The sequence below is a fragment of the Paenibacillus sp. FJAT-26967 genome, assembly GCF_001541095.1.
Taxonomy (GTDB): domain Bacteria; phylum Bacillota; class Bacilli; order Paenibacillales; family NBRC-103111; genus Paenibacillus_F.
In genome coordinates this window covers 2,096,144-2,110,136 of sequence record NZ_LMXH01000001.1, presented here as the reverse complement: position 1 = coordinate 2,110,136, position 13,993 = coordinate 2,096,144, and the positions used below count along the sequence as shown (strand labels likewise).

Here is a 13,993-nt window from a genome sequence, read left to right as displayed (position 1 = left end):
TAGAGTGCCAGAAAATATTAGAAGTTATACAATGAATGAGGTGTAAAGAATACGGTACACAAGGTGGATAAGAGGGAGGTTAGCGGGAAGGATTGGTCAAATGGCAGCGCAGAGTCATTTATCTCCGAAAAGCAAAAAGCCGCGCAATGCGCGGCCTTGAATGGTTAAAAAAAATGGACTCCCCACATATGCCGGAGATGGTATTCTTGGACGATGGTTTATATGGACTCTTCGGCCGCTGGAAATGAACATGGAACATGTTCGACACCGGTACTTCCGGTTTGGTGAAGATCCCTTCACACTCATTGAAGAAACCCGCTAACTCTTTCGCTTCCTCGAAGTACTGCTCCATATTACCGATTCGCTGGCCGAAGTAATATTCCGAACTGATAATGTAAGGATATAGACTAATCAGATCGCCTCCATGGCGCCTCTTCCATACTTTAGACTGTTCTGTAAACGGGGTCTCACCTGCCAGAATAGCCCCTGCAATCCCGCCGATCCCTTTGTAAAAGGAGACATATACGCTGTCAAACAACGCGCAAATTTCAGCCGCCGATTTCTGATAATAAGGCGTGATCTCGAACAGTCTCGCGCCGTCCAGATGGAGCTTAATGTTATTTTCACGGCAATATACAGAGATCGCCTCCAACTCTTCGTAAGCCGGCAGCTGCCCGCCGATTTCGCGCTGCGGCAGTTCCAGCAGCAGGCAGGAAATCTCCTGACCGAGCTGCTGCACATCTTCAAGAGTAATGAGCCGCTCCTTGTTCGCAAGCAAAAACGGCTCAATATGGTGAAGCTCCTTCAGCGCGTCTTCCTCATGGATTTCAAGATGGCAGAGCGGATGATAGGCTACCCGCTTCAGCCCCTGCGCATCGCACCAAATTCTAAGCGCGATCTGCTGGGCCATCGTTCCGCTAGGGAAGAACACAGCGGATTCCTTCCCGAGATAAGAAGCCATTCTGACCTGAAAGTCCTCGATCAACTTCCCTTTGCCGTACATATCACTTGCCATGTTGTCATCAACTGCCTCAATCGCCCGCTTCAAAACCTGTATATCCCGGTGTCCATGTCCTCCCAGCGGGTAGGACGACTTTTCAAATGCTTCGTTTAACGCTTTGCTGTGACTCACGAACAATCCCCCTTCTTTAAACGTGACCTTGACGTATACTGTCTCTCAACACAAAAAGACCCTCCTTAAAGAATGGCCTTTATGCGCTTTCCAACAAACTAGTCATCAGCGTTCCGAATTTCCTGTGAGTGGCTGTACATCTCATTAAGCAGATAAATGAGGGTCTTACTTTGCTCCTCCCCGAGCCTTTCGATGAGACTGGAGAAATAGAGCAAATATCGCTCGGAAGCCTTCATCGCAGCCTCCGCCCCTTTATCCGTCAGCCGGAGCAGGGTAATCCGCTTGTCCTTTGCGTCATTGTAACGTTCGACGTACCCCCCGTTGATCAGACTTTTAATCATTTGAGTGATAGTCGGTGAAGTTACAGATAATCGTTTGCTAATATCCGAAATATTGACGCCATGATCATTTTCTTCGTTTAGCATTTTGAGACATAGCAGCACCCGGACTTCACTTGATTTAATGCCTGAGACGGATTGTTTGCGCCATTCTGCTTTGGCGAAAAGTGTGAAGGTTTCAATCATTTCTTTTACAAGAGAGGACCTATCTTCATTCAAGACAAGTTTCACCTCATTTCTATGCCGAAATTGCCTGTCCGTTTATCTAAAAGATTCAGCTTTTCCAATGGGAGACAACTGAATGACTTATCTAATAATAGTGTACTAAAAAACGGACCCTATGAAAATTTTTAATTAAAATCCTATAACGGCAGATCACATTCCCGCTTGGTCCGTGACCGCTTTATTTGTTGCATGATTCATCTGCTTTTCATTGGACGAGCGTAATGGAATCTCCTTCAAGAAAACAGTCAAGACCAAACCGACACCGATCAAACAAGCCCCGATAATGAATACAGTTGACAGCGTCTCTCCTAACACAGAACGAAGAGTATCCAGCAATTGAGTGAACAATGGCTGCGCCTCTTTCGGCAGATTGGACTGTATGTTCACCAGCAAAGGCTGATTCATCAGTGATCTCGGGTCCATTAACTTAGTGAATTGTGCGGTGATTCCAGGATCGACCCGGGATAAGTCTAAAGCCGGATTCGAACTCATCGCTTTCTCCAGATTACGTGTCAATGCAGAATTCATCACGGACCCGAATACGGCAATACCGATCGTCCCTCCCAAGTTACGGAATAATGTGGAAGTTGCGGTCGCAACCCCTATCTGGCTGGGCGGCAGAGCATTTTGTACCGTCAGGGTGAAGACGGACATGCTAAACCCAAGCCCGATTCCAAAAACAGCCATGCTTATAACGGCCATGCTAACACTATGCATATTCGCCAGCATGATCATACTGACGATCATAATCGCTACGCCAATAAGCGCAAAGCGTTTATATTTCCCGCTTTTGGATATCCAGCGTCCCACCAGGGTACTAAGAATAATCATAGTAAGCGACATAGGGATATTCACAAGCCCAGACTGTGTAGGAGTCAAGCCTTCTACGCCCTGTACAAAGAATGGCATGTAAATCATTGCCCCCATCATACCGGCATTCATCAGAAATCCAACAGAGAAAGAAATCGTTACGATACTATTTTTAAACAGGGATAAAGGTAAAACAGGACTTTTCGCTTTTCTTTCGATAAAAATCAGAAGAATCATGCCGATTACACTAGCTGCAAAGAGACCTAAAATCTCCGGTGAATCCCATGCATATTTATTGCCCGCCCATGAAAATCCTAACAGCAGAACGATAATAGTCACTGCCAGCACTGTAGAACCCCAGAAATCAATGGACTCAGATGAAACCCGGCCTGTTTTGGGGAAAATGCGCCAGATCATTACAAAAGCAACAAGACCAAGCGGGAGGAAAATCCAAAAGAGCCATTTCCAATTCATATAATCGATCAAAAATCCGCCTAGCGTAGGACCGAGTATGCTGGAAAATCCGAAAATAGCCATCATGACTCCTGTCCATTTGGCTCTTTCGCGCGGAGCGAATAAATCACCTACGGCAGTAGTCGTTGCCGACATCAAAACACCTGCTCCGATACCTTGAATAGCACGGAAAATAATCATTTGAAAAATGTCCGTCGATAGGCCGGTTAAAAAAGATCCGATCATAAAAATGACAATCCCGCCGAGTAAAAACGGTTTACGTCCATAAATATCGGATAGTTTGCCGACTAGAATCGTAGAGATGGTGGACGCCAGCATGTAGATGGTGATTACCCAAGAATAATAATCCATACCGCCCAGCATCGAAATAATCCGGGGCATAGCCGTACTTACGAGCGTCTGATTAATCGCGGCAAAAAACATCGCCGCCATAAGCGCAATCATGATCGCTACCTTTTGTTTAGCCGTCATTTCATTCATAGGCCCACTCACTTCCATCTTTAATAGAGATCTGTTAAATATTTAATCACAATATAAATAGGTTTACAACCTATTTATATTTCGGGCAACATTATTTCCTTTTGTATACCTAAAAAAACAGCAGTTCAGTTAGGACTGCTGTCTTTCTTAGGTATCCCCGAGTTAATCCAAATCCACCTTCGCAAGTGCCTTCTTCGCCGGACCTTCGATAACGTCCCCTTGTAACGAGTATCTCGAACCATGACAAGGACAATCCCACGTCCGCTCCGCCTCATTCCACTCCACCTCACACCCCATGTGAGTACAAGTGGTATCCACGATATGGAGCTTCCCGCTTAAATCCCGGTAAGCCCCAGCTCTCTTGCCATTCAGCTGTACGACTGAACCTTCGTCAGCCGCAAGTTCTCCCGCATCCTTCCGGGTCTCTTCCAGCTTGCCGCCGATTAGCTGCATGGCTACATTAGCATTCTGTGTCATGAATGTCTTGATGTCGGGATCACTGTGAAAACGCTGCGGATTGAACACTTCTTCATATGGGCTCTTCTCTCCCGCTACAAGCTTCGTATTCAGAATTGCCGCCACGATACTGTTCGTCATCCCCCACTTCCGGTAGCCGGTTGCAAGGAGAAGATTCGGAACGTTCGGCAGCTGCTTTCCGATATAGGGCATTTTGTCCAGCGTGTAAATATCCTGCGCCGACCACCGATAGAGAATATCCCGCAGCCCGAACTTCTCTTCGCCAAACTTCTGGAGGTGTTCGTAGTATTGGAAAGTGCACAACCCCTGGCCCGTCTTATGCCCTTCGCCGCCGATAATCACGGCCGGTTCTCCATTCAATAGTACGGACCGCAGCGAGCGCTTGGGATCTTCCGCACTGAGGTACATCCCGCCGGGATAAGGCTTCTCTGTTCGGGCGGCGAGCACGTATGACCGCTCCGTATGCAGACGGGAAAAATACAATCCCTTGAAATCCACGAAGGGATAGTGTGATGCACTTACAATGTTATGACACGTTATCTTAGGCCCGTGCTTGGTCTTCACGATTAACGGCTTCTCCAGATCCGCTCCGACTACTGTTGTCTGTTCGAATATCTGTCCTCCCATCTCAACGATTTCTTGGACAAGCCTGATCAGAAAAGGAACCGGGTTGAACTGAGCCTGATTCTTCATAATCACGGCCGCTTTCGTCTCATAAGGCAAAGGTGCCGCATCTGCATAAGCACCCGGGATACCCAATTTCTCATATGCCTTATGCTCGTCTTGAATTTTTTTAATATAGGAATCATCGCTTGTGTACACATAGGCATCTTCTTCGGTGAATTGGCAATCGATACCGAGCTCCGAAACCGTATTTTTTACGAATTGCAAGGCTTCGTCGTTGGCCTCATAGTATAGCCGGGTTTTCTCTTCTCCGAAATGAGATACAAATTCACTATAGGTGAGATCGTGCTGGGCGGTAATTTTGGCTGTCGTGTATCCTGTGGTCCCCTCCATTATGCGGCCGGCATTAAGAACAGCGACCTTCAGCCCCTTTTTGGCCATGAGGTAAGCAGTAGTGATCCCCGTTATACCGGCACCGACAATGACAACATCGATACTCAAATCTTTCGTCAATTTAGGAAAAGCCGGAATGGGATGGATAGAGTGAAGCCAGTAGGATTCGGGAAACTGCGGCAAGGTGCTCGTGAAGTCTTCATTGTTCCTGGTCAAGTTCATACCTCCTGGTTGGTCCATGATGTGCATACGTTGTTCCCAGAGCCTGAAGCTCTAGCATCTGACGATCGGGTACCCGCCTGCTGATTTGTATTAAGCAAAGGCATGACCCGGCAGCTTCCATGCGGGAATATACCGGGTCTGCTTGTTACGTTGAATTTGAGTTAGTGGAACGATTTGCCCCCATTGTAACCGGGCATTTGAGGGCTGCCGGTCGCAGGCGTATACGCGCCCAGCATCTGCTCCATGAATGGAGCCGCCAGCTGCGGCACTTGGTAGTAGCCGTGCTGATTCTGGTACAAGAAGATTTCGTAAGCCATTTCTACGAAATTCTGAATCTGTGAAGCCAACACCCGGCGTACAACGGGATTGGTTACTTCCGGTGTAGCCATCGCCAGCAAGGAAGCATGGGATTTAATCAGACCCAGCATATGAGCGCTGATTCCGGCGTCTTTAATGTCCGCCAGAGACTGATTCGGTTTTTTGGGCGGTGCCGGATGCATTCCATAGACAGGCTGAGTCATATTCGGGATCAGATAAGTAGCCGTTTCCTGGAACGGCTTCTGTCCTGTTCTGAAGCTTTCGCAAGTGATGTTATAGTGGGCCAGCATAAAATTGTACTGCCGATCCAGAATACTTATGAGTTTCTGATCCTGAATAAACGTACGGAACAGCATAAATTGATCCAGAACATTGATCTGACCTGCCAGCACTTCATGCAAATCAAATAATTCATGCGTACCATGATTAAACTGCGGACCATTTTGCTGATAACTTTGGAATTGCGGCTGCTGTTGTGACTCCTGCTGCATGGTTGTAAGCTCCTTTGAAAGGGGAATATAGTACCTCCTTAATGTGGATGTATAAAGCGGAATTTATGCATGTTCACCTTCCGCAGGAGACATACTTACCTTACAAGCAGAATCGGGAGGTTGGTCTAAACTTATGCCGCAAGAATGGTTAATTCCGGCTACAAAAGGTCTGGGACTCCGGCTCACAAAGGGACAGGTTGTCCGGGTTACGGATGTTGACGGGATGCAGGTGGCTGATTTTGCCGCTTTTAGCGACCGCGACTACACGGAACGCCTTGATCCCGGAGTCACTATGGATGTACTGGGCCAAATGTATGTGCGTCCAGGCGATCAGTTGTACTCCAACAAATATCAGCCTCTTCTATGCATTGTTGCGGATACGGTCGGTCGCCATGATTTTATTAATTCCGCTTGCCGGCCCGAAATGTACGAGGTCCTGTATGGCAAATCACCGCACGCCAGCTGCTATCAGAATTTGAATGCGGCGCTAGCCCCTTATCATATACCGGCACCGGATCAGCACTATCCGTTTAATTTGTTCATGAACACGGTCATCCATCCCGACGGCCGTATTACGGTAGAGAAGCCGTTATCCAAAGCAGGAGATTATACGGAGCTGCGGGCGGAGACGGATCTGATTATCGCTATATCGGCTTGTCCTTGTTCGGAGAGCAAATGTAACAATTACGACTGCACCCCGATCAAGGTGGAAATTCGGTAGGCAACCTCGATTCCCATTGAAGGATTCGTTCTAACACGATGATTCGCCGAATATAATGCCTTGTACAATTTTTTGTTCAAGGGGCGGAATAGATGAATCATTTCATGACCTATTTTTTTCTCGGTATCTCACTGTCGGCTCCGATCGGTTCGATTAATGCGGCTCAGCTGGAACGGGGTGCCAGGCATGGTTTCACACATGCGTGGCTGATTGGACTTGGTGCTATGTGTGCGGATCTGATTTATATGCTGCTGATCTATTTTGGACTGGCTCACTTCCTGACAACGCCCTTTCTGAAAACGTTCCTCTGGTTCTTCGGCAGTTTCGTGCTTCTCTATACCGGCATCGAAACGCTGCAGTCTTTGAAGGTGACAAACAGTAACAAGGACCGCATCCATCCTGCTCATAGCAGCTCTTTCCGGACCGGATTTCTAATGGCGTTGATGAATCCGCTCAATATTTTATTCTGGCTAGGCATATACGGATCCATCCTGGCGGACAGCATGCAGCAATTCGGGATGAGTAATATCTTGCTTAACAGCGCGGGTATTTTCGCGGGAATCCTGCTATGGGATATCTTAATGGCGGGATTTGCAAGTTCAATCCATCGTTTCGGAAGCCCGAAACTGCTCCCGTACATTTCCGCGGTTTCAGGCTTGTCATTAATAGGTTTCGGGTTATATTTCGGCTATCAGGCGGTTTGCTTGCTTGCAGTGTAACTCTATGTATTCCTTGTTTCTTGCTCGTTGGTCCCTGCCAGACGATCATTTGATGATGTACAAAACAAAGAGGATTGCTCCCTGCAATCCTCTTTGTTTTGTACTAGTCATTCTTTTGCAAAACCGGGCATTCACCCTCTTTTCACACCAAGCATACCATGCTTTAGATGAAGAAGGAGGTTCGATACATGCCTCGCTTAATGACTAAAAGATGGCTCGACGAACATTTGCCGGAGCTGGCAGACTGGCAGCGGCAGGCATTTTCAGACTTTGACAGCCAAATCGCCGATCCGGGGAAAACTTATCCTTGTATACCAGGACGCCAAGGACATCTCACGAATAATCTGCGGTACGGTTTTGCCGCTGATCCCCGCTCCAAAGAAGCGGCAGACGATATTTGCTCGCTTCTCTCGCAGTATAATAAGGTCTCACGTGATACAGGACCGTATGCCTCGCTGGTTCTCTTCTTCGAAACGCCTGAGTCGCTTATCCGCAAAGCTACGGTCGAATTCTTCGAAGAACTCTTCTGGTCCCTGCTTCGTCAAGTGAATGAGAAGGATCACGCCCCCTGGCCGGAAGGGATTTCACCGAATCCAGAACATCACACGTGGGAGTTTTGTTACGGCGGCGAGCCGTACTTCGCCTTCTGCGCCACGCCCGCACACGAAGTCCGCCTCAGCCGCAGGGCTTCATGCTTCCTGATCGCCTTTCAGCCCCGCTGGGTCTTTGAGGAGCTTAACGATTCGACGGCGCTCGGACGCAAGATGAAGAAGCTGATTCGGGGAAAACTCTCAGCTTATGACCGCATACCCGCTCATCCTTCCTTGAAGTGGTACGGAGGAGAAGATAATCTGGAGTGGAAGCAATATTTTCTGAGGGAGGATGAGAGCAGCCCGTCGCGGTGTCCTTTTTCTCATGTCTGGAATCAGCCCAAAGACGCTAAGACGCAATCATGAGCGCTCCGTTGTTCTGCGTGCCCATACCCGCTTCATAATGAAGGTCAGGGCGCCGATGACACTTACCAGCAGGAGGCTGAACCAGAAGCCGGGTCGTCCTGATTTCTCGGCGAGCGTTCCGCTGACGGCTGTCATAATCAGCAGGATGGCAATCCATGTTTTGATTTGCCCCGCATAACCAGGCTTTAGTAATTTCAGATAAGAAGCAAGAATATACAACCATGTGTATAGGATAACTAAGCCCGCAGCCGTACTCAGATGTTCGTAGAGTTGTTTGGGCAGCAGCAGGGCCAGCACAATGGAGATACTTAAAGCGGACGTATTTACCAGAATGGCATAAAGCGGCAATTCCCGTTTCCCTTTGGTTACGGCCAGCAGCTTGGGTGCGTCCCCATCCTGCGCAAGAGTCAACAACATCGTTGATACCGCATATAGCGAGGCAACCAGGATGGAGAACCCGGCCACAATCATAACACCATTCAGAATTTGAACAAAAACTTCCGCATTCACTGTTTCCAGCGCACTAATTATCGGAGCTTTGTGAGGTGTAATTTTATCCGGTGTAGTCATCCAGAGAACTAGGGCGAGAGACAGCGTGTAAAGCAGAGTAACAGAAGCCAACATGACACGCCCCGCTTTGGGTGCATCCTCAGGCCTGCGCAGCCCGGAACCCATAAATCCCATGACCTCAATTCCGCCATACGCATAAAACGCATATAAGAACCCTTTCCATGCGCCCTGAAGTCCGCTGCCCCCCCAAACCTGAGCCTTGACTTCAAAGGTTTGCGTCATTATGGAGCCGCGGCAAATCATCATGCCCACAATGAGGATAAAAGCCATCACAGCCGCTATCTTAATGATCGCAAAAAAATTCTCGGCGCGGTTAACGCTCTTGGAACCCAGAACGACAACAAACAAGCCAAGCAGCGCGTAACCCGCTGAGAGGAGCCAGAGCGGAGCTTGGGACAACCATATTTGCGAGAATATTCCAAGCGCCGTCAGTGTGCTTCCCAGAATCAATATCTCCGAGCTCCAGTACATCCACCCCATACTGAAGCCGGCCGGACGCCCGAAGGCTTCCCTGGCATATGTACGGAACGAGCCCGTACTCGGGTTAACAGCCATCATTTGAGCAAGTGCTTCATAAACAAACAAGGCAGCCAGAGCAGCCAGGCTAAAAATAACCAAAACTCCGATGCCGCTTCTGGCAATAGCAATACCGGAACCCAGGAAAAAGCCGGACCCGATTGTACAGCCCACCCCGAATAACGATAAGTGCCACCAGTTCAACCGGTTATTGCGCATTATGTTTCCCTCCCCCAACATGCAGTTAGCATGATTTAGGCAAAGGAGTTTTATACAAGAACCTTCCATTAAATCCGAACGCTATTCAAGAAATCTGCCCATCATCACGGTATCATAGTATTTCCCGTCCGAAAGCAATTTATCTTTTTTTAAGAGACCTTCTATTTCAAACCCAAGCTTTGAATATAGTTTAATAGCTTTATCGTTCGTTTCCAGAACGTTCAATGTAATTTTTTTAACCCCGTTCGAATCCGCCCAGGAAATAGATTCTTTCAAAAGGTTTTTCCCGATTCCATATCCCCAATAATCATTGGATACACAGACCCCGAACTCTACTTTATGAGAGAACCTTTTCAAATCATTCCCTTCGCACCTGGAAAACCCTACAATCCGTCCTTCAGCGACCGCAACTAGAAATAAGCTTCTCCGGTTCCCGGAATCTTCTTGAATGATATGTTCAAAGCCCGACGGATCTATGAATGCCTCCCCTCTCTCCCTGTCTAAATTTTCGGTTTCCCCATCTATTTGCACTCTTAATTCCGACAATTCTTTCGCATCTTTACCGGCTGCGGATCTAATCGTATAATAAATCCCATTTTCATAAAATTCTTGTCTGTTAATGACCATAATCGGCTTCTTCCTATTCATTAGATTCATTCCCCCAAAAATCAATGCACGAAATTCGGCGGCGGCATAGCTGGAACCCCTATATAATGGTATCAAAAAGATACGGAGGAGTTCCATGATACCATACGAAAGAAATCTCGACTATTATCAGGCTTTACTGGATAAAAACTCGGAATATGAAGGCGTTTTTTTTGTAGGAGTCAAGACAACAGGCGTGTTCTGCCGTCCGACCTGTCCGGCTAGAAAGCCGAAATTTGAGAACTGCGAATTTTATAAAACCGCTAAAGAAGCTCTGCTGGCTTCATTCCGGCCCTGCAGGCGCTGCCGTCCGCTCTCTCATCCGAATCAAGTTTCGGAGCTGGTTCAACTGCTTGTGAATGCGGTGGAAGAAAACCCGGAACAACGCTGGACGGATTCCGACTTCCGGAAGCTGTCTATAGATGCTTCAACAGCACGCCGTCAGTTCAAAAAACGGTTTGGCATGACATTCGTTGAGTATGCCAGAGCCCGGCGTATGGGAATCGCCTTGAAACAAATCCGGGCGGGCAACCCCGTAATCGATGCCCAGCTGACGACCGGATATGAGTCCAGCAGCGGATTTCGGGATGCCTTCTCCAAAATTATGGGTGCCGCGCCTACTCAGATCGGGTATCAGACTATTTTAAAAGCAGCATGGTTAGACACTCGGCTCGGTCCGATGATCGCTATTGCGGATGAAGAAGCGCTCTATCTGCTTGAATTCGTCGACCGCCGCGGTTTGGAACGTGAAGTTGAACGTCTCAGGAAGAGAACCAAATCAGCGATTCTTCCCGGATACACAGCTCCAATCCGTTCGATTGAAAATGAGTTGACTCATTATTTTGAAGGGAGTTTAACTCAATTTAATACCCCTGTCGTTTATTTAGGCTCTTCTTTTCAACGTGAGGTCTGGGAGCAGTTACAAAAAATCCCCCCTGGACAAACATCGTCATACGCCGGCCTTGCAGCAGCGATCGGAAAACCAGGCTCTTACCGTGCCGTTGCTCAGGCCAATGGTGCTAACCAGCTTGCCCTTGTAATCCCTTGCCACCGGGTCATTAACTCCAATGGTGACTTAGGCGGTTATGGAGGCGGTATCTCTCGTAAACAATGGCTGCTGAATCATGAGATGACCATCGGCAGTGAATCCTCCTGATTGTAAAATATCATTATAGAAAGAAAATCAGCTAGGAATCTCTCGTTATACTGCTGTAGAATTAAACGATCCAGGTATGTGACTATAACGATAGGAGATTAAGTAATGCTAGAAAATGAGGATTATTCTATAGCTTCTCCCGGCCGGAGCCGCCAGGCTATGCAGGCGGACTGCGAGAACTGCTTTGGCTTGTGCTGTGTTGCCCTTCCCTTTGCGGCTTCAGCGGATTTTGCGGTCGATAAAAATGCCGGACAGCCCTGCCACAACTTGCAGCCCGACTTCCGCTGCGGCATCCACACCAGCCTTAGGCAGCTGGGGTTTCGCGGCTGCACGGTGTATGATTGTTTCGGTGCGGGACAGAAGGTGTCGCAAGCTACCTTCGGCGGACGCGACTGGAGGCAAGAACCCGGCTCAGCGAAGCTGATGTTCGAGGTATTCCCCGTCATGCGGCAGCTTCAAGAGCTCCTCTGGTATCTGAACGAGGCGCTGACGCTAGAGCCGGCCCGGGTGATTCATGCTGAACTGGGCGCAGCGCTTGAGGAGACAGAACGTCTCACTCATCTTAGTCCTGCCTCTCTGGTGCAGCTGGACGTGGCCGCACAGCGGGGCATTGTCAATGCTCTGCTTCTGCAGACCAGCGAACTTGTGCGTGAAGAAGCCCGCCGGCAGCATAAAGGGCCGGCCGTGCGGAAGATTCGCCAGGGGCGCGGTGCGGATCTTATCGGCGCGAATCTTAGAGGAGCAGACCTCAGATATGCCAACTTGAGGGGGGCCTATCTTATTGCAGCTGACCTCCGGGGTGCGGATCTGAGAGTGGCGGATCTCATCGGAGCCGATCTTCGGGATGCCGACCTCCGCGATGCCGACCTCACAGGAAGCCTCTTCCTCACCCAGGCCCAGCTCAACTCGGCCAAAGGCAGCGACCGGACTAAAGTGCCGCCCTCCCTCGTTCATCCGGCGCACTGGTCCGCCTCAGTGGGATAATCGGGCAGATATAAAAATACCAGGACCTGTTAGAGGTCCTGGTATTTTTATAGTTTAGTTCAACAAAGATTCTAAGCTTAGCCCGCTTCCTCAGCAGGTTTGACATGACTTTCTTGGCTGCGCTCTACAGTTGGAATCTCGAACTGTCTGATTCCTTTGGATAAGAACATGATAATTCCGCACAAGGCGGTAATGAGGGCACTGAAGAACAGAACGTCAGGTAAGGCAAAACGCAAGGTGAGCGCACCTCCGATCAGCGCCCCAAGCGGCAGTGCTGCACTTGACAGGGTGCTCATAAAAGCGGTAACACGCCCCATCAAAGGCAGTGGCGTAATAATCTGAATCAATGAAGTTTGGAGAACACTGATAACGCCTGTAAACAGACCTAACATCAGCGCGGCTGACAGCTTCATCCAAATTTCCGGCACGATGGAGAACAGATAGATCGCAATCCCCATTGCTACCCAGGAGGCCGCAATGGTAGCGCCGTTTTTTTTCAGAACATTAACCAGAAAAGACCCCATAAACATACCGATAAAATAGGCAATATACAGCAAGCTGTAATAAATCGGCGAACCGTAGGATACAGCTAGTGACGGTATCGTAATAATCAGAATCGCTATAGAGAAATTGGTCAAAGCGAAAAACGGCAGCATCACTCTCAAAAACGTATGGTTTTTCACAAAAGTATAGCCCTCTTGCAGCTCTTTCAGATAAGGTCTCCATTTAAGCGAGTTACCGCTGTCTCTTGATTCCGTTGACCGGGTATCAATCTGTTTACTGAGCCTGACATAGATCGCACCCGCAAGAAACAGCAGACCGCTGGCCAGAAAAAAGGTGCTTTTCATACCGATCGCTATAATAATCGACGCTCCTGCCAGATAGCCTGCGATATTAATAATCTGATCCGTAGATGAAATCACGGAGTTAGCCCGGATAATTAAATCGGGTGAGCGCACCAGCAGCGGGAGCATTTTACTGTTGGCCGGGTAAAACAGCGTAGAGAAGCAGGATGCAATAAAGACGATAAGAAGAACGGCAATCAGATTGATCATCCCATCTTGAATGAGGAACGGGACAGTCAGAATGAGAACTCCTTGTGTAAATAAAGCCATACTGGCTAATAGAGCGGGTGAATAACGGTCCACCAACGGACCTACGAGAAAGCTGAATATAGCTGCCGCGGATACCGCTGTATACGTAAAGCTGGTAAATGCCACCGACTGGGTCGATTGCTGAACGAAATAAAGCAGCACAACGGAATAAATACTGTCCGCTATATTGGCTGAGGTACGAGATGCAAAGAAACGGACAAACCGGCTGTCTTTAAACAATTGATTCATATCTTCAGCTCCTTAGGTGCAGGATGGTCAGAGACGACATCTTGAATTTGGGGGGTACCGCGAGCTTGCTCACCGGTACCCGTGCTTGTAGTAGCGAAGATCGATTCCAGATGCCCGCGAATCTGTTTCACCGCTTCAAGCCCAAACCAAGAATATCGTTCTCTAGTTGATCCCAGATTT

13 protein-coding genes are annotated in these 13,993 nt (G+C 48.4%); 5 read left to right on the top strand and 8 right to left on the bottom strand.

The window, feature by feature from the left end; translation table 11 throughout:
* Positions 1–118: 118 nt before the first annotated feature.
* The 5 genes from AR333_RS09225 to AR333_RS09205 form a co-directional block, all read right to left on the bottom strand.
* Positions 119–1,132, bottom strand: a complete 1,014-nt coding sequence (locus AR333_RS09225) for a low specificity L-threonine aldolase (protein ID WP_084783547.1) — start codon at positions 1,130–1,132, stop codon at positions 119–121.
* A gap of 98 nt (positions 1,133–1,230) precedes the next feature.
* The gene (locus AR333_RS09220) at positions 1,231–1,689 is read right to left on the bottom strand and encodes a MarR family winged helix-turn-helix transcriptional regulator (RefSeq protein WP_068774959.1); all 459 of its coding nucleotides are present in this window, start codon (positions 1,687–1,689) and stop codon (positions 1,231–1,233) included.
* 156 nt (positions 1,690–1,845) lie between these two features.
* A complete protein-coding gene (locus AR333_RS09215; RefSeq protein ID WP_068774958.1) occupies positions 1,846–3,459 on the bottom strand; it encodes an MDR family MFS transporter in 1,614 nt (537 codons plus the stop codon).
* Between the two features lie 162 nt (positions 3,460–3,621).
* Positions 3,622–5,169: an FAD-dependent oxidoreductase gene (locus AR333_RS09210; protein WP_253735757.1), complete on the bottom strand. Its 1,548-nt coding sequence runs from the start codon at positions 5,167–5,169 to the stop codon at positions 3,622–3,624.
* Positions 5,170–5,336: 167 nt separating this feature from the next.
* Positions 5,337–5,984 (bottom strand): spore coat protein, encoded by a 648-nt coding sequence (locus AR333_RS09205; protein ID WP_068774956.1) that lies wholly within the window; start codon positions 5,982–5,984, stop codon positions 5,337–5,339.
* Between the two features lie 133 nt (positions 5,985–6,117).
* Here AR333_RS09205 and AR333_RS09200 point away from each other — a divergent pair, with 133 nt between their 5' ends.
* The 3 genes from AR333_RS09200 to AR333_RS09190 all read left to right on the top strand — a co-directional run bounded on the left by AR333_RS09200 (position 6,118) and on the right by AR333_RS09190 (position 8,380).
* The gene (locus AR333_RS09200) at positions 6,118–6,705 is read left to right on the top strand and encodes a DUF1989 domain-containing protein (protein ID WP_068774955.1); all 588 of its coding nucleotides are present in this window, start codon (positions 6,118–6,120) and stop codon (positions 6,703–6,705) included.
* A gap of 92 nt (positions 6,706–6,797) precedes the next feature.
* On the top strand, positions 6,798–7,424 hold the full coding sequence (locus tag AR333_RS09195) for a LysE family translocator (protein ID WP_068774954.1): 627 nt from the start codon (positions 6,798–6,800) through the stop codon (positions 7,422–7,424).
* 188 nt (positions 7,425–7,612) lie between these two features.
* Positions 7,613–8,380, top strand: coding sequence for a YqcI/YcgG family protein (locus tag AR333_RS09190; RefSeq protein WP_068774953.1), 768 nt, complete (start codon positions 7,613–7,615; stop codon positions 8,378–8,380).
* Here the strand turns inward: AR333_RS09190 and AR333_RS09185 are convergent.
* Both AR333_RS09185 and AR333_RS09180 read right to left on the bottom strand, forming a co-directional pair.
* Positions 8,375–9,685: an amino acid permease gene (locus AR333_RS09185; protein ID WP_068774952.1), complete on the bottom strand. Its 1,311-nt coding sequence runs from the start codon at positions 9,683–9,685 to the stop codon at positions 8,375–8,377. The two genes, AR333_RS09190 and AR333_RS09185, sit on opposite strands and share 6 nt — an antisense overlap.
* An 81-nt stretch (positions 9,686–9,766) precedes the next feature.
* Entirely contained in the window at positions 9,767–10,312 is a 546-nt protein-coding gene (locus AR333_RS09180; RefSeq protein WP_068774951.1) for a GNAT family N-acetyltransferase, read from the bottom strand.
* A gap of 115 nt (positions 10,313–10,427) precedes the next feature.
* On the opposite strand from AR333_RS09180, the gene AR333_RS09175 reads away from it, so the two are divergent.
* Together AR333_RS09175 and AR333_RS09170 are read left to right on the top strand one after the other, a co-directional pair.
* Positions 10,428–11,486, top strand: a complete 1,059-nt coding sequence (locus AR333_RS09175) for a bifunctional transcriptional activator/DNA repair enzyme AdaA (RefSeq protein ID WP_068774950.1) — start codon at positions 10,428–10,430, stop codon at positions 11,484–11,486.
* 105 nt (positions 11,487–11,591) lie between these two features.
* Positions 11,592–12,470: a pentapeptide repeat-containing protein gene (locus AR333_RS09170; RefSeq protein WP_068774949.1), complete on the top strand. Its 879-nt coding sequence runs from the start codon at positions 11,592–11,594 to the stop codon at positions 12,468–12,470.
* A gap of 77 nt (positions 12,471–12,547) precedes the next feature.
* Here AR333_RS09170 and AR333_RS09165 read toward each other — a convergent pair whose 3' ends face one another.
* Positions 12,548–13,813: an MFS transporter gene (locus AR333_RS09165; RefSeq protein WP_068774948.1), complete on the bottom strand. Its 1,266-nt coding sequence runs from the start codon at positions 13,811–13,813 to the stop codon at positions 12,548–12,550.
* Positions 13,814–13,993 lie beyond the last annotated feature (180 nt).

What these genes read in the sequence shown, in the direction of transcription:
- AR333_RS09170 (WP_068774949.1), top strand. Translation starts at nt 11,592, where the DNA reads ATGCTAGAAAATGAGGATTATTCTATAGCTTCTCCCGGCCGGAGCCGC.
- AR333_RS09205 (WP_068774956.1), bottom strand. Translation starts at nt 5,984, where the DNA reads ATGCAGCAGGAGTCACAACAGCAGCCGCAATTCCAAAGTTATCAGCAA.
- AR333_RS09215 (WP_068774958.1), bottom strand. Translation starts at nt 3,459, where the DNA reads ATGAATGAAATGACGGCTAAACAAAAGGTAGCGATCATGATTGCGCTT.
- AR333_RS09190 (WP_068774953.1), top strand. Translation starts at nt 7,613, where the DNA reads ATGCCTCGCTTAATGACTAAAAGATGGCTCGACGAACATTTGCCGGAG.
- AR333_RS09185 (WP_068774952.1), bottom strand. Translation starts at nt 9,685, where the DNA reads ATGCGCAATAACCGGTTGAACTGGTGGCACTTATCGTTATTCGGGGTG.
- AR333_RS09195 (WP_068774954.1), top strand. Translation starts at nt 6,798, where the DNA reads ATGAATCATTTCATGACCTATTTTTTTCTCGGTATCTCACTGTCGGCT.
- AR333_RS09200 (WP_068774955.1), top strand. Translation starts at nt 6,118, where the DNA reads ATGCCGCAAGAATGGTTAATTCCGGCTACAAAAGGTCTGGGACTCCGG.
- AR333_RS09180 (WP_068774951.1), bottom strand. Translation starts at nt 10,312, where the DNA reads ATGGTCATTAACAGACAAGAATTTTATGAAAATGGGATTTATTATACG.
- AR333_RS09165 (WP_068774948.1), bottom strand. Translation starts at nt 13,813, where the DNA reads ATGAATCAATTGTTTAAAGACAGCCGGTTTGTCCGTTTCTTTGCATCT.
- AR333_RS09175 (WP_068774950.1), top strand. Translation starts at nt 10,428, where the DNA reads ATGATACCATACGAAAGAAATCTCGACTATTATCAGGCTTTACTGGAT.